Annotated in this window: 11 protein-coding genes and 2 pseudogenes; 9 read left to right on the top strand and 4 right to left on the bottom strand. The window is 60.6% G+C overall.

The features are described from left to right. The 4 genes and pseudogenes from F3J20_RS30720 to F3J20_RS30705 form a co-directional block, all read right to left on the bottom strand. Positions 1-148: pseudogene (locus F3J20_RS30720) on the bottom strand (peptidase M19); the annotation flags it as partial. Positions 149-234: 86 nt separating this feature from the next. Then, on the bottom strand, positions 235-1,590 hold the full coding sequence (locus F3J20_RS30715) for an MFS transporter (RefSeq protein ID WP_167285747.1): 1,356 nt from the start codon (positions 1,588-1,590) through the stop codon (positions 235-237). 137 nt (positions 1,591-1,727) lie between these two features. Then, positions 1,728-4,118 carry a PAS domain S-box protein gene (locus F3J20_RS30710; RefSeq protein WP_167285746.1) on the bottom strand — a complete coding sequence of 797 codons (2,391 nt, stop codon included), beginning with the start codon at positions 4,116-4,118 and terminating at the stop codon, positions 1,728-1,730. Between the two features lie 58 nt (positions 4,119-4,176). Continuing rightward, the gene (locus F3J20_RS30705; protein WP_167285745.1) at positions 4,177-5,316 is read right to left on the bottom strand and encodes an EAL domain-containing protein; all 1,140 of its coding nucleotides are present in this window, start codon (positions 5,314-5,316) and stop codon (positions 4,177-4,179) included. Between the two features lie 78 nt (positions 5,317-5,394). On the opposite strand from F3J20_RS30705, the gene F3J20_RS30700 reads away from it, so the two are divergent. From F3J20_RS30700 to F3J20_RS30660, 9 genes and pseudogenes are all read left to right on the top strand, one after another. Beyond that, entirely contained in the window at positions 5,395-5,886 is a 492-nt protein-coding gene (locus tag F3J20_RS30700; RefSeq protein ID WP_167285744.1) for a hypothetical protein, read from the top strand. Between the two features lie 233 nt (positions 5,887-6,119). Further along, positions 6,120-6,617, top strand: coding sequence for an RNA polymerase sigma factor (locus F3J20_RS30695; protein ID WP_167050447.1), 498 nt, complete (start codon positions 6,120-6,122; stop codon positions 6,615-6,617). A 47-nt stretch (positions 6,618-6,664) separates the two neighbouring features. Then, the gene (locus F3J20_RS30690) at positions 6,665-7,711 is read left to right on the top strand and encodes a FecR domain-containing protein (protein ID WP_167285743.1); all 1,047 of its coding nucleotides are present in this window, start codon (positions 6,665-6,667) and stop codon (positions 7,709-7,711) included. Between the two features lie 221 nt (positions 7,712-7,932). Continuing rightward, on the top strand, positions 7,933-8,298 hold the full coding sequence (locus F3J20_RS30685) for a hypothetical protein (RefSeq protein ID WP_167285742.1): 366 nt from the start codon (positions 7,933-7,935) through the stop codon (positions 8,296-8,298). Between the two features lie 71 nt (positions 8,299-8,369). Continuing rightward, positions 8,370-8,564: a hypothetical protein gene (locus F3J20_RS30680; RefSeq protein ID WP_167285741.1), complete on the top strand. Its 195-nt coding sequence runs from the start codon at positions 8,370-8,372 to the stop codon at positions 8,562-8,564. Then, complete coding sequence (locus tag F3J20_RS30675) at positions 8,564-8,875, top strand: H-NS histone family protein (RefSeq protein WP_167050439.1); 312 nt, start codon at positions 8,564-8,566, stop codon at positions 8,873-8,875. Before F3J20_RS30680 ends, F3J20_RS30675 begins: the two co-directional genes overlap by 1 nt. A gap of 103 nt (positions 8,876-8,978) precedes the next feature. Then, positions 8,979-11,423 (top strand): DUF3772 domain-containing protein, encoded by a 2,445-nt coding sequence (locus F3J20_RS30670; RefSeq protein ID WP_167285740.1) that lies wholly within the window; start codon positions 8,979-8,981, stop codon positions 11,421-11,423. Between the two features lie 25 nt (positions 11,424-11,448). After that, positions 11,449-12,252 (top strand): dienelactone hydrolase family protein, encoded by an 804-nt coding sequence (locus F3J20_RS30665; RefSeq protein WP_167050435.1) that lies wholly within the window; start codon positions 11,449-11,451, stop codon positions 12,250-12,252. Between the two features lie 1,241 nt (positions 12,253-13,493). Next, positions 13,494-15,540 (top strand): annotated as a pseudogene (locus tag F3J20_RS30660) (adhesin); the annotation flags it as partial.

Genomic DNA, 15,540 nt, shown 5'->3' with positions numbered 1-15,540 from the left:
CGATGGTCTTCTGGAAGTCGTCCCACACGGAGACCGTGCAGTTCACGGCGGTGACGCCGCCCTTGCGCATGTCTTCGAACACCGAGCGTTCGAATTTCGAAATGTTCAGACCGTCGATGATGATGCTCGAATCGTGAAGAGTACTCATTGCCTAAATCCGTTCAGGTTTGCAGGTCAGCGTCAGAAGCAGGTCAAAAGCAGGTCAAAAGCGAGTCGGAAGCGCACCGAACGCGCTCAGACGGGCCGTTTGACGGCGTGCTTCACGGACGCCGCGTCGTTGTCGTGCGTCGTGCCGGCTTCCTCGAGTGCGGTGGTGGAAGTCTCTCGCAGCGAGAGGCCGCCGAGCATGGCGAAAATGGATACGGCGATCAGGTAATAGGCCGGCGAGAGGTTCGTTCCCGTCACGGAGATGAGCCAGGTCGCGACGAGCGGCGCGGTGCCGCCGAAAATCGTGTACGCGAGGTTATAAGTAATGGCCGATGCCGTATAGCGTGTTTGCGTGGGGAACACTTCCGACAGAAGCGGCGCAGTGACCACGCCCGAGAGAACGGCACCCACGGCAAGCAGCGCGACGCCGAGCAGCGACGGGGACAAGCTGCCGGAGCCGCCTAGCGTGAAGGCGGGATAAACCGACACGATGATGAACACGCAGGTGCTGGCAATCGTCGCGCGCCGGCCGACCCGATCGGAGAAGAGCCCGGCGAGCGGGCACAATGCCGCGGCGAAGAACAGCGCAAGAACGGTCACGAGGAGAGAGCTTCCGTGAGACAGATGCCCGGCGACCTGGAGATACGTGGCGAAATAGGTTGTGAACGTATAGAAGGAGAGCGCCGTCACCGAGATGAACGCGCCGAGCTTCAGTATGTTTCCGGACTGCGAACGCAGGGTTTCCACCAAGGGGGCGTGTGCGACTTTCTTCTTGCCTTCGAGTGCCTTGAAAGCCGGCGTCTCATGCAGATTCATGCGCAGATACACGCCGATAAGACCGACCGGCGCCGCGACCAGAAACGGAATGCGCCAGCCCCAGTCGACCATCGTCGCGGACGACAGCGAGGATTCGAGCACGTAAGTCACCACGGCCGCGCACGCGAACGAAGAAAAGGTCGAGACCGGCACGAAGCTGCCGAAGAAGGCACGCCGGCGGCGGGGCGCATGCTCCATCACATACGCGCACGCTCCCGCGTATTCGCCACCAGCGGAAAACCCCTGTACGCAGCGAATGATCGTGAGCAGCAGCGGTGCCCAGTAGCCGATGCGGGCATAAGTCGGGAGCAGGCCGATCAGCGTCGTGGCACCGGCCATCATCAGGATGGTGAGGGCGAGCGTTCGCTTGCGGCCGAACCGGTCGCCGATGACCCCGAAAAACAGGCCGCCGAGCGGACGCAGCGCGAAGGCGACCGCAAAGACCGCAAATGTCTTGAGAAGCCCGACCGTGGGATCGCTGCCGGGAAAGAATTCGCGAGTGAGGATGGTCGCGAGGAATCCGTACGCGGCGAAATCGAACCACTCGACGAAATTGCCTATTGAAGCCGCCGCGATGACGCGTCTGAGCGTCTTGGTATCGACCTCTTGGGTTGCTTGATTCGACATCGTTTCCTATCCCTCTCAATGGCCGGTTTCGGACCGGGTTGAAAGCAGGGTAGGTGCACAAATTACCTAGGTCTACAGGTATCGGTTACCTAGGTAATCGATACCTTGAGCAGACGTTACCGTGTCGAACAGAACCCTTATTCGGCGCTCTTGCGTTCAGCCCGTTCATGTATCGCCGCAATCAGCGCCAGCAGTTGCTCTGCGGCAAATGGCTTGGGCAGCGAGGCGCAGTCGAAGCCGAGTTCTTCGGGAGCGGGGGCTTCCTGGCCGGACGCAAAAACTATTCTGATGTCCGCATGCTGCCCGAGCGCAGCGCGGGCGAGTTCAATGCCGGACATGCCGGGAAGCATGATGTCGGTGAGAAGCACGTCCGCTTTTCGCGTCGCCAATAGCCGCATTGCCGCTTCGGCGTCGGCGGCCTGTTGCACGTCATAGCCCATGCCGGCCAGCAACTCGCTGACGGCTTCGCGAGAAGCGTCGTCGTCGTCCACGATGAGAATGGAGAAGCCGGCTGGCGCAGGCGCCACGTTCGATGGCGTTTGTCCCGCAGAGAGGGGCGCCGTTGCCGTGCCGGCGTTCGGGGCAGGGGACGGACCCAGCAGACGGCGGATCTTCGAGGCAAGCTGTTCCCGGCTGTAGGGCTTGCTCAGCAGATGCACGCCCGGGTCGAGCCGGCCGCCATGCACGATGGCATTCTGCGTATATCCCGAAGTGAAAAGGATCTTCATGTTCGGTAGAAACTGGGCCGCGAGCTTGACGAGTTCGGTACTGCGCATCGTGCCGGGCATCACCACGTCCGTAAACATCAGGTCGACATGGATGCCGCTTTCCACGATCACCAGCGCGCTTTGCGCATCGTCTGCTTTCAGTACCGTATAGCCCAGTTGCCTGAGCGTTTCCACGACCGTTGCCTGCACGCGCCTGTCGTCCTCGACGACGAGAATGGTTTCCGAGCCTCCGGCGAGAACGATCGGGTGTACGGGTTCGCGCTCGGCGGCCTTATCCATCGAACGGGGCAGATAGATCTTCACGGTGGTCCCGTGTCCGGGCTCGCTGTAAATCCGGATATGGCCGCCGCTCTGCTTGACGAAGCCATACGCCATGCTTAAGCCCAGCCCCGTGCCTTTCCCTTCGCGCTTGGTCGTAAAGAACGGCTCGAAGGCGCGTTCCACGACATCGGGGGGCATGCCCGTTCCGGTGTCGGTAATGGCGAGCAGGACGTATTGTCCTTCGCGAACGTCCGCGGCAAGGGCGCTATAGTGGTCGTCGAGCATGGCGTTCGACAGTTCGAGCGTCAGCTTGCCGCCTTCCGGCATCGCGTCCCGGGCGTTGATGGCAAGATTCAGCACCACGTTCTCGAGATGGTTCGGGTCGACCAGCGTATTCCACAGGCCGCCGGCAATGACCGTTTCCACGTTGATCAGTTCGCCTAATGCTCGCCTGAGCAGATCGTCCATGCCGCGCAGCATGGCGGCGAGGTTGACGGCGATCGGCTGCAACGCCTGGCGGCGCCCGAAGGCAAGCAACTGCGATGCGAGCTTTGCCCCGTGTTCGACCGCCTCGATCGCCTTGCCGAGCCGCTCCCGTGTCCATCCGTCGCGGCCGTGCCGGCCTTCGAGCAGTTCCAGGTTGCCGCGCAGCACCTGCAGGACGTTGTTGAAATCGTGCGCGACCCCGCCGGTCAGCTTGCCGAGCGCTTCCATCTTCTGTGACTGAAGCAGCGCAGCGCGGGATTTTTCAAGTTCTTCGTGAGCACTCTTGCGCTCCGTCACGTCGCGGGTCACCTTGGCGAAGCCGATCAGCTTGCCGTCCTCATCGCGGATCGCGTCGATCACGACATTGGCCCAGAACCGGCTGCCGTCCTTCCTGACGCGCCATCCTTCGGTTTCGAAGCGCCCCTCGTCGGCGGCTATGGTCAGGCCGCGCTGAGGCAGTTCGCGCGCGATATCTTCAGCCGTATAGAAGCGCCTGAAATGCGTGCCGACAACTTCGCTCGCCTCATAGCCCTTGATGCGCGCGGCCCCGAGGTTCCAGTTTGTCACGAGGCCTTCGGGAGACAGCATGAAGATCGCGTAATCGGTTACGCCCTGCACCAGCAGCCTGAACCGCCGCTCGTTGTCCAGCACCGCTTCGCAGGCGAGGCGTTTTTCCGTGGTGTCCTGTACGATCTCGCCGAAACCGATGGATGTACCGTCCGCGGCATCGAGCGCCACGATGACCACCGTGGCCCAGAACCGTGTGCCGTCCTTGCGCACGCGCCAGCCTTCCGTTTCATATTGACCCTGTTCCCGCGCCGCTTGCAGGGCTGCTTGCGGGATGCCGTCGAGCTGGTCGTCCTGCGTATAAAACAGGGAAAAGTGCTGGCCGATGATCTCCTCGCAATCGTATCCCGCGATGCGCCTCGCGCCCGGGTTCCAACTGGCAACGTCGCCCTGTTCGGTGAGCCTGAAGATTGCGTACCCCGACACGCGCGCAATCAGGGCGCGTGGCCATACGGAATCGGTATCGTGGTTCGGGTTGCCGTCCATCGGATCACTCGTTCGATTCACGGTACGACATGCGAAAGAGGCGAGGCGCTCACGACCGCTACCTGGAATGCGCGGGAGGCACCTGGTGCAACATGGCGCTCTCCACCTCGCCGTGCAAGTGACCTTGCGCCCACTCGAAACCGGCGCGCGTGACGATGTCCAGATCCATCTCGTCTTCCACGCCTTCGATGACGACGGTACGGGCCAATCCGGTCATGCGGTGAAGCCGTTCGAAGCCGTGGGACGTGTCTTTTGCATCCGTCAGGAACGAGGTATCCAGTTTGATGATGTCCGGCGTGCCGATGTCGATGGCGTTTTGCGTGCCATAGCGCGAACCGAAATCGTCGATCGCCACTTTGCAGCCGAGCCGGTTCAGGCAACGCGAGAACTCTTGCGCCTCGGCGGGCTTGAGCGGCGCGGTTTCGGTTATTTCGAGGACCAGCCGTCGGGCGATGTCCGGCCGACGCTTCAACCGGTCGATGATGGCGGTCCACCAGTGGGAGAGCGCGGCGCTGGCGGCGGAAATGTTGCAGCCGAGCATCAGCGTGTCATCGGCGGCCAATCGGTCGATCACCGACGACACGACGATCTGGTCGAATTCGTTCATGAGCAGTGCCCGCTCGATACTGGGGATGAAGCTGGACGGCATCATCGCGCAATGGGACTCCGGCAGAATCACTCGCGCGAGGCATTCGTCGTATAACGAACGGTCCTGCTCGCCGACGTTGAAAATCGGCTGCAGGGAAAGTGCCAGATGCCCGTGCGCCATGGCATTCAGGACCTCGGTGGCGTGTGCGAGATGCATGCGCCCTTCCGAAGCCGGAATTCTCACGACCTTCGTATGAGGTCTGCCGTCGGGACGCTCGACGGTAACGTCCAGCGCGGCAAGCGGGAGCAGGCCATGAGCAGAGGCAATATGCCTGAGCAGCATCTCGATGCAGGCATGGGTTCTCGACAGGCTCATGCTCGCCTTTAGCATTCCGGTGACGCGAATGCATCCGGCGTCCACCCGGCAGATCGTTGCCTGGTCGTCGACGATACCCCTGATACGCTCGAAAAATTCTATATCCATTGCGCGGGAAATCATTTTCTGATATCGCCGCTCGATTTCCTTGAGGTTCGTTATCCTTATGACCATATCCAGCCACCCGTCATGGTAGTGGCAGGCCGATGGCGTACTCGAAGCGGGTTGGATCATGAATCGCCTACGGTTAGCATGCCTGAATGACTTTTTTAATGCCGCTTCGGTTTGCGCGGCTACGTGTTACCTGGGTCGATGCTGGATCTTGCTGGCCGGGTCTCCGGCCAATCAGGTAACCCCTCGTTACGCGACGTCATCGATGCTGGTATTTTTTCAAATACTGGGCTTGTCGCGGCGCCCATTGCCGAACCTCATGCGATGCCCTCATTTTTCACGGACATCGTTCGTGTTTCACGGAATAAAAAGCGCGCGGGTGAGGTCAATCCGCGCAAAAGCACCCGGTGCGAGGGACACCGGATACGGTTAAATCGTCCTGGCAATATCGACAAACTATTTTCGATGCTCGTTTATCTGCAACCTTTTCGTTTGCGCAACGTCGCGGCCGACGCTCTTCGTCCTCGCCGAAGTAAAAATGACTCAACTGCGGTTCAGCCGCTTCGTTGTATGGCCTTTAATAACCAAGGCGAACGGGATCGACAAATGGACCACCGGTTTCTCGAAAAAAATTGCTATCGACGGCGTTGCCTTGATTTTTGCGATCTATTGTCGCGATCGGTTCAGGGTTAACCACAGTCTTTCTGGGAAATTCCATGCGTTTTGTCGGATTTTTAGCCCCGCTTCCCGCCATTTGTCATTTCTTAACAGTCGAAAGCCCCATATTTGCCAAAATATTTTTGTTGGTTTAATGATTGGGAACGATAATGTCATCCAGAACATAGGACTTGTCTTATTCTTGAAATATCCAGGTGGGCGCGATGGCGTGCCTTCATGGCGGTTGATCGAAACACGGGGCGAAGAAGATGGCTGGCGTACTGGACGATCTTTTACGGGGCTACGGCGATCTTCGGCGCTATCTCTCCAAACGGTTGAGCAGCGAAGACGCCGCCGATATTGCACAGGCATCGTTCGAGGTGGCGTTGCGCTATGTCGGGCAGAACGAGGTGCAGTCGCCCGCGGCGTTGATCTTTCACGTTTCGCGCAATTTGCAGATCGATGCGGCGCGCCGGAGAAAATTCTTGCCCCAGCAATTGTGCGAAGACGAGACCGGGGACGATGCGCTCGACCGACTCGGACGCACCGATGTGACTCCCGAGCGGGAATGCATCGGCCGGCAGACGCTGGATCAGGTTGTTCAGGCGCTGGATGGGCTTCCACCGCGCTGTCGCGAAGCGTTTATTCTGTGTAAACTGAATGGTCTCTCATACGAAGAAGCCGCTCACGAAATGGAAATCAGCCCGACGGTCATCAAGAAGTATCTGGTTCAGGCAATGAAGGCATGCCGTGAGGCCGCGCTATAAATACTAGATGACTGCGGGTTGCAAACCTTTGTGGTCGGCAGCATGACATGTCGCTAACCCAGGCCGAGATCGATGTAGCCGATGATCTCCTCGTTTCACTGGCATTTGGCAGTGACGAGGAGAAGTCGCGTGCTCGAACCGAACTCGACGAGTGGGCAAGCAGCGCGCCCGCGCGGCTTCAGTACGTTGCCGATCACCATGCGGCGGAACGCACCATCGACGCACTGGCCGACGATCTGGGCCGGCTGTACCGCCGGCATGTCGACGTACCCGCTCGCGCTCGCTTGACCCCAGCCGCCCCAACCATCCCAACCGCCCCGACTCTTTCCCCGCCACGCGGGAAGGTCGCTCCGCGAGCGCCGAGGCAAAACTGGTATCGGGGCGCGGCGGCCTATGGCGCCGGTTTGCTCTTCTGTTCGGTATCCGCGCTGTGGATCGTCAATCCGGTTTTGTCGTCCGAGCATCTGCAATCGGCGATCGGAGAACATCTCGATGCCACGCTCGCGGACGGCAGCCAGGTCGTGCTCAATACCGACACGGAGTTGACCTTCGTTAACCGGCTGCGCTCCCGCGACGTGACGATGCAGCGCGGCGAGGCCTTGTTCTCGGTCGTCCACAATGCGGTGAGGCCCTTCGAGGTCGCGGCGGGCACCGCGAGCGTGCGCGATATCGGCACCCGCTTCTCGGTGCGGAAAATGTCCGACGGCGTAGATGTTGCCGTGCTCGAAGGCAACGTCGAGCTGTCCGCGGCGAGCGGGATCGCGCCGGTCGCGTTGAGCGCCGGACAGGCGGCCCGCGCGGATCGCCTGGGCAGTGTCGAGATTCAGGACCAGCAGCAGTTCGAGGCGATGACAAGCTGGAAAGACAATCGCCTGCAATTCAACGGCACGCCGTTGCGGGACGTCGTCGAAGAGGTGCAGCGCTACCGGAAAACGCCGGTCGTGCTTGCGGATAGCCGGATTGGCGATTATCGCGTGACGGGGGGATTTTCCAGTACCGATCCCGACCTTCTGTTGAAAACCTTATCGCAGGTCGTCCCCGTGACTGTCGAATTTCAGAAAAACGGCACGGCGGTGATTGCATCTCGTCGCTGAATGCCGCCTCGTCGGTTATGCGGCTCGTGGGAGCAGTCGTTGCAATTCATTCAAAACGCTCAATAAAAATATGAGCGGCCGACTGACTGGCTTATTCACCCATGTCGTTTGTCTTTATTCAAGGCAGATAGGGCGCGACGCAGCGTGAATATCGTGCGGGTCAAGCGCGACGCAATGGCGTGGGGAGGATGGGGAAGGGGAAATCCGCCGATACGGAGTTCGTGTTCTACAGGCTCGCCGGCGAGAATCGGGTGTCCAACTGGGTAACCGACAGCCATCTGAAAGCGGCATTCTCCATGGGACCGCTCAAGCAGACCATGCTGGCCGGCTTCCAGTACCCGGTCAATTGGAACAGCCCGAAGTCGACCGTGAATGTCGGCGATTACATCGGTGTGCCGTTTCCAGACCACCCTATAGCGGACCGTTCGCCTATTCCCCGGCTGGGAAAAATGACTTCGATAACGTCTATCTGCAGGATCGACTGCAATAGATTTCTTGGATCAAATGACGATTCGGATAAGATAATTTTCAAACGGATGACTGGTCCGTTTAGCCGCGTCGTTCGCCCTTACACGCAGGCGATGTAAAACGAAGCCGCGGACGGCGTGAGCGCCGTCTAACGAAGACTCGTGTAAAAAATCACGGCCAGGCTGAGTGAGTGAGCTTCATCGATCCTGAGAGAATGTTCTCGCCGCCGCGGGCGATCCAGACCGTGGCGCCGGCGGCTTTCCCATATGATCAGGATGCCATATCGATAAATTTCGACTTGTTTGTAGTGGAATGCAGCGTCGGGCAACACGAATTTCAAGCAATATTCGCCGTTGAAAACGGAAATGAGCCGCCGGGTGTGTGATGAATAAATTTACCAGTTACATGCAGAGGAAGACGGATCTGGAGTCCCAGATCGCGAGGGATCGCGCGCTTGTTCGAGACGAGATACTGCTTGAAATCATGAGCGCGATCGAGGAATTCAACTTCGATCGGGAGGAGCTGTTTCCAAACGGCAAGCGACGAAAAATCAAACCGCGCTATTTCGACCCTCAAAGCGGCGCGGTATGGAGTGGTCGAGGACGCGAGCCGCTCTGGCTGAAAGGCAAGGACCGGCGCGACTTCGAAGTGGAAACGGCGGGAGTGGACGATGCGCGGGAACACGACCAGCATTGAAGTGCCGTCGGCGGGTTCGGCTCGGACACCTGTGACGGTGCGTAAGAGCAGGCGCCCGTAGTCGGGTCCAGAGTGGGTGGACTCTCTGGCCACGATCGATTTCATGCGACGACTCTCTATTGGCGCGTGCCGGATCGCATCGATTGCACTGCTGCAACTCGCGGCAGTGGCGAGCGTATCGGCGTTTCCGTCCGCGGCTTCCGCTCCGGACGTGAGCACCGTCGATGCCGCGCCCGTTCCGGCCATTTCGCTGAGCGACGCGGTTGTGCAACTCGAGCAGATGCAGGTCGAACAGGACCGCATCAAGCAGCAGACTTCGACCGTCACCAGCGGCAAGGCACTCGACGCACTCGACGACGCCACTCAGCAACTGAGTACCGATGTCGGCAAGCTGCAAAGCGAACTCGTTCCGCAGCGCGCGCGGCTCCAGGCACAACTCGACGTGCTCGGGCCGCCGCCTGCCGCTGGCGCCGCGCCCGAAACCCCGGCCGTCGCGCAGCAGCGCGAAATCCTGAATGCGCGCAAAACACGGATCGACGCGGCGCTGAAGCAGGCCGCCGATCAGAAAACCAACCTCGCGAATCTGTCCGATCAGTTCGCGAAGCTGCATCGCAGCCTGCTTAAAAACGAACTCGTGTTCCGCTCGGGCAGCATCTTCGGCGCGCGGTTCTGGTTGCCGCTGTTTCGGCTTCCGCCGGAGGACGAGCGCAGGCTCGGTGCATTCGGCGCCGAACTGCGCGCGATGCTGCAGTCGTCCTGGGTGCCCGGACAACGCACGATCACCGTATTGCTGTTGATTGCCGCGTTCGCGATCTGGCTCGGCGGCCGCCGGCTCGTCGAGCATGCGCTCGCCTGGCTTTGCCTGAACCGCTTACCGGCCACGCGTTTGCGCCGTAGTGCGCTGGCGTTGTCGACGGCCATTTCCACGCTATTGGCAACGGCGTTCGCCGTGCAGGTCCTCTATCTCGCGCTGGCGCGCCACAGCGAACTCACGTCGGCGATGGCCGATCTATGGGACCAGTTCGGCAAGCTGGCCGTGACCTGCGCGCTGATCGCCGGGCTCGGCCGCGCGCTGCTATGCACGAACCGCCCGAGCTGGCGGCTGCCGGCGCTTGCTGATCCGGTCGCCCTCGCGATGAAGCCGTTCGTGGGCGTGCTGGCCGCGCTGCTGCTGCTGTCGGGCGCGCTCGAATCGGTCAACCGGATCGCCGACACGAGCCTGTCGGTCACGCTGTTCGGCCGCGGCATCGTATCGCTCGTCGTCGCGCTGACGGTCGGCACGTCGCTGCTGCGCTCGAACCGCGTGCGCAGCGCGCTCGCGGCCGCTGGCGAGTCGCCCGAGCGACGCTCGACGCTCGCCGGGCTGATCCACGCCGGCGTGACGCTGGCGACCGCCGCGGCGCTGATCGCGCTGGCCGTGGGCTATATCACGGTCGCTCGCTTCATCACTTACGAACTCGTGTGGTTCGAGATCGTGCTGTGCAGCGTCTACGTGCTCACGCAACTGACGCGCGACGCAAGCCAAAGCCTGTTCTCCGCGAGCCTGCCGACGGGCCGGCAGATCCGGCATCTGTTCGCGCTCGACGACCGGCATCTTGCTCAGGCGCATACCGTGGTGTCGGGTCTCGGCACGAGCCTGCTGACGGTGGTCGCGGCCATCGCGCTGCTGATGGGCGGCTTCGGCACGACGCCGGACGATCTGCTCGGCAGCGTGCTTGCGATGATCGGTGGCCAGAAGCTGCAAAGCCTGAACATCATGCCCGAGCGCATCATGAATGCCGCGATCGGGTTCGCGATCGGCTTCTACCTGCTGCGCTCGGTACGCCGCTGGCTCGACGACGAGTTCATGCCCGCGCTCGGCATGGACACGGGGATGCGCCTGTCGCTGATTACGCTATTCACCAATGTCGGCTACGTGCTGCTCGTGTTGATGATGCTCGGGCTGCTCGGCGTCAGATGGAGCAACCTGGCATGGATCGTCAGCGCGCTGTCGGTCGGTATCGGCTTCGGCCTGCAGGAGATCGTGAAGAATTTCATCTCGGGGCTGATCCTGCTGACCGAGCGGCCGGTGAAGGTTGGCGACATGATCAGCATTGCGGGCGTCGAAGGCGATATCCGCCGCATCAACGTGCGCGCGACCGAGATCCAGCTCGGCGATCGTTCGACGGTGATCGTGCCGAACTCGCAGCTGATCTCGCAGAACCTGCGCAACGTGACGATGGGCAACAGCACGCAAGGCGTCGCGACGCTCGTGCTGACGTTCCCGCTGAATACCGATCCCGAGCAGGTGCGCGACCTGTTGCTCGATGCCTATCGCGAGCACCCGGAGATTCTGGAGAAGCCCGCGCCGTCCGTCACGTTCAGTCAGCTCATGCCGGACGGAATCACGCTGAGCGTGACGGGCTACGTATCGAGCCCGCGAATCGCGGGTTCGACGAAGAGCGATTTACTCTTCGGCATCCTCAAGCAGTTGCGAGCGGCGGGCGTCATGCTGTCAAGCCCGCATAGACTCGTCGTGCAGAACATGCCACCAGGAGAGCCCTATTGAACACGTTGCGAATAGAGAGTCAATCATGACGATGCCCGCGCTTGACCAGGCCGATCCGCTCGACGATTTCGAGCATCGGGATATTCTGCTGCTCGACAACACACATCGCGTCTATGTGATGGGAAGCGGTCCCGCCGTTGTTCTGATGGCTGAAATTCCGGGAATCAATCCTTATGTCACGCGCTTTGCGCGTTGGGTTCGGGATGCGGGTTTCACGGTCTATATGCCGCATATCTACGGCAGGGACGGCGCGGTATTCCGCAAATCGAACGTGATGCTGACGATGTTCTACAACAGTTGCATCAGCCGCCAATTCCGCGCCTTCCAGTCCAATGCGAGTTCACCGGCCACGCAGTGGTTGCGGGCGTTGGCGGCATTGGCGCACAAGGAGTGCGGCGGGACGGGCGTCGGTGCAATCGGCATGTGCCTGACCGGCAATTTCGCACTGACGATGATGCTCGAACCGTCTGTGATCGCACCGGTGTTGTCTCAACCCGCGCTGCCGCTGAATAACCCCGCGGGCATGCATATCGCGCCGGGCGAACTGGCGGCGATCAAGGCGCGCATGGAGGCTGAAGATCTGACGGTGCTGGCCTACCGCTTCGATGGCGACAAACTTTGCACGGCGGCGCGTTTTGCCGCTTATCAGGAGGCGCTTGGCGATCGCTTCATCGGTCGCGTGCTGCCTGATAGCGCGGCGAATCCCGATAGCCCGATGAAGAATCCACACAGTGTCGTCACGACGCATCTGATAGACGAGGCGGGCCAGCCCACGGTTCGGGCGCGCGATGAAATCCTGGCGTTCTTCCGGAGGCGGTTGATCGGGTGAGTCTTGCGGCAAGCGCGGGTTGCTCGGCCATTTGTCCTGTATGACTCCTGGCTGAATTTCACTATTCACGCGCAACGGCGACCGCGTTCGACCGACCGGCCGTTGCAATAGGCGATCGAAATCGTAATAAGTTTTTCGATAGCAATATTTTTAGCCGATCGGATGGTCCGTTCTTTTTTCTCGTTCGCCTTTACTACTAAAGGACACGTTCAGTCATGAGCGCGTTCCTGATAAACCTCGTTGGCGAGTAAAAGAACGTATTCACTGGATTCGGGTGTGGGGGCGGTAATTGAAATTCTTCGGCTTCAGATCATTGGTGAAAAATATCCATCAGAAATAAAAGCGGATTCGGGATGGGGAAATCAGGATCGGTCGCTCATGCTATGGCTCATTGACACGGGTTGCTGGCAGGACTTGTTGCGTGCGTAGTCGAGGCACCGCGAGTTCGTAAGCCGACGTGAGTAATGCGGTATAGGGATTTTCACGAAAAAAATTAATTAGCATTTTTTGCCATGGGGAATGTATCTGCCCCAGGGAGGTGTGCGCCTTTTGAATTGAACCGGGAGTCAATGCAATTGAGTGAATAAAACGAACGTATAAATCAGTTGATTTAATTCAGGGCATATAAGTCCGTTCGCTTGAACGAATTGACAAAACCATCGTTGGGTTTGCGTGGAAGTATCGAAAAATTAATGGCGGGGTGACCTGTGAACAAGAACTATCGCAGCATATGGAATGAAGCATTGGCCTCCTGGGTCGCAGTTCCTGAAACAGCTTTGGCGAAGGGGAAGGGGGGAAGCAGCCATGTGACCGGACTCGAGCCGATTGCGCTCACTCGCCCGGATGACGAGGCAAATCAGGGCTTGCGCGTGTCGAAGCGCGCCATCGCTCTCGCGGTGCTGGCTGCCATCCTGATGCCGTCGGCAGCCTTCGCGCAATATACGGGGGGCTCGGGTGGAACCGGCACGATAGCCGATGACGTGGTCATTGGCCCCAATTCGTCCTCGGCTTCAGTGAACGGTGTTTATATCCAGATGGCCAACCGTACCGGTCCGGGGGTTTTGAACTATGCGGTAAGCAACGCCGACCTCATCTCCCAGCAGGTAGCGGCGACCATTCTTGGCGCGGGTAACGTTATCCAGGCCCTTGGTGCTACCGCTTCCGGTGGCGTTTTAATCGGCAATGGAAATCTTGCCACGGGGGCCATATCGGCTCCATCGTTTCTCATCGGTTACGGAAACATGTCGACAGGCGGGGGCTTTGCCGCAGGCACGGGCAATCTCCTCGCCGGCAGCGGCACGACCGCGATCGGTATAGCCAACACGGCCTCGGGCAATACGGCCATTGCACTGGGACGTCAGTCGACTGCCTCGGGCAATTTCTCTATTAGCCAGGGGAACGTGACTTCCGCGACGGCGGCCAACACCATTGCGATGGGCAATTCCGCTCAAGCGACGGCCCAGGGGGCCATCGCCCTCGGGGGCGGCACAACGCCGGGTACAGGCAACTTCGATGCAACCGGACCGAAAGCCACCGGGCAAAATTCGGTGGCGATCGGCACGAGTTCTCTGGCAGCGGCCGCGGGCGACAGCGCGCTGGGCTACAACGCCACGGCGAGCGGGGGCGGGTCGGTTGCGATGGGCCAGGCGGCGATTGCGAATGGCGCTGCCACTGTGGCGGTCGGCGAAAACGCCCAAGCCACGGGGACCAGCAGCGTGGCCGTCGGCCAGGGCGCGGGCATGGGCGGAGCCGCGGCGAATTCGGGCAATACGGCGGTTGGGGTCTTCTCCGGCCAGAACGTGACGGGCACGATCAATTCGGCGTACGGCTTCAATGCCGGCAACGCCGTTTTCGGCGCGAACAATACCGCCATGGGTGCGGGGGCGGGAGACACGGTCGGCAGTTCGGGCACGACAGCCAGCTACAACACGGCGGTGGGCACGGCCGCGGGCAACAACGTCGGCAGCAATCACAACGTGGCGATCGGCGACAGCAGCGGCTCGAACGTGTCGGGGGGCGACAACAACTTCGCGGGCGGCAGCACGTCGGGTACCAACGTGACGGGCGCGAACAACATCGGATTGGGCTTCCAGTCCGGCCAGAACGTGACAGGCAGCAACAACATCGCGATGGGCCGCCGGGCGGGCAACGGCATCACGGCGAGCAATACGATTTCGCTGGGCAATCAGGCGCTGGCAGGTGCGAACAATGCGCTGGCGTTCGGACAGGGGGCGACGGCGAGCGGTACTTCGTCGATCAGCGTGGGCACGGGCAACGTGGTGACGGGCAACAACTCGGGTGCGTTCGGCGATCCGAGCGTGGTCAGCGGTTCGGGGTCCTATTCGGTAGGCAACAACAACACGGTATCGGGCAACAACGCGTTCGTGATGGGCAGCAACATCAACGACGCGGTGGACAATTCCGTGGTGCTAGGCGCGAATTCGACGGTCGGGACGGCGAATACGGCGTACTACAACCCGGGTACGGGCACGCTGTCGGGCACGGCAAGCGGCGTGGTGAGCATGGGCGCGGCGGGCGCGGAGCGCGAGATCACCAATGTGGCGCCGGGCAGCAATGCGACCGATGCGGTGAACGTGAGCCAGTTGCAGTCGCTGGCGGGTGTGGTGACGAATACGGTCAGTGCTATCTCGTCGCTGTCGACGGGGTTGAGCACGACGAATAGCAATGTGGCTTCGTTGTCGACGTCGTCTTCGACGGTGGAAAGCTCGCTGTCCACAGGTCTGTCGACGACGAACAGCAACGTGGCGTCGTTGTCGACGTCGTCTTCGACGGTGGAAAGCTCATTGTCCACGGGTCTGTCAACGACGAACAGCAATGTGGCGTCGTTGTCGACGTCGTCCTCAACAGTGGCAAGCTCCCTGTCGACTGGCCTGAGCACGACGAACAGCAACGTGGCCTCGCTGTCGACATCGGCTTCGACGGTAGAAAGCTCGCTGTCCACAGGTCTGTCGACGACGAACAGCAACGTGGCTTCGTTGTCGACGTCGGCTTCGACGGTGGAAAGCTCGCTGTCGACGGGTCTGAGCACGACGAACAGCAATGTGGCCTCGCTGTCGACGTCGTCCTCGACAGTGGAAAGTTCGTTGTCGACTGGCCTGAGCACGACGAACAGCAATGTGGCTTCGCTGTCGACGTCGGCTTCGACAGTGGAAAGCTCGCTGTCGACTGGCCTGAGCACGACGAACAGCAATGTGGCTTCGCTGTCGACGTCGGCTTCGACAGTGGAAAGCTCGCTGTCGACTGGCCTGAGCACGACGAACAGCAATG

It is taken from the genome of Paraburkholderia sp. Cy-641, assembly GCF_011752945.1.
In the GTDB taxonomy this organism is placed as follows: domain Bacteria; phylum Pseudomonadota; class Gammaproteobacteria; order Burkholderiales; family Burkholderiaceae; genus Paraburkholderia.
Note: the sequence above shows the minus strand (reverse complement) of the source record. Positions and strands in the feature narration are given on the sequence as shown.

What these genes read in the sequence shown, in the direction of transcription:
- F3J20_RS30715 (WP_167285747.1), bottom strand. Translation starts at nt 1,590, where the DNA reads ATGTCGAATCAAGCAACCCAAGAGGTCGATACCAAGACGCTCAGACGC.
- F3J20_RS30710 (WP_167285746.1), bottom strand. Translation starts at nt 4,118, where the DNA reads ATGGACGGCAACCCGAACCACGATACCGATTCCGTATGGCCACGCGCC.
- F3J20_RS30705 (WP_167285745.1), bottom strand. Translation starts at nt 5,316, where the DNA reads ATGATCCAACCCGCTTCGAGTACGCCATCGGCCTGCCACTACCATGAC.
- F3J20_RS30700 (WP_167285744.1), top strand. Translation starts at nt 5,395, where the DNA reads ATGCTGGATCTTGCTGGCCGGGTCTCCGGCCAATCAGGTAACCCCTCG.
- F3J20_RS30695 (WP_167050447.1), top strand. Translation starts at nt 6,120, where the DNA reads ATGGCTGGCGTACTGGACGATCTTTTACGGGGCTACGGCGATCTTCGG.
- F3J20_RS30690 (WP_167285743.1), top strand. Translation starts at nt 6,665, where the DNA reads ATGTCGCTAACCCAGGCCGAGATCGATGTAGCCGATGATCTCCTCGTT.
- F3J20_RS30675 (WP_167050439.1), top strand. Translation starts at nt 8,564, where the DNA reads ATGAATAAATTTACCAGTTACATGCAGAGGAAGACGGATCTGGAGTCC.
- F3J20_RS30670 (WP_167285740.1), top strand. Translation starts at nt 8,979, where the DNA reads ATGCGACGACTCTCTATTGGCGCGTGCCGGATCGCATCGATTGCACTG.
- F3J20_RS30665 (WP_167050435.1), top strand. Translation starts at nt 11,449, where the DNA reads ATGACGATGCCCGCGCTTGACCAGGCCGATCCGCTCGACGATTTCGAG.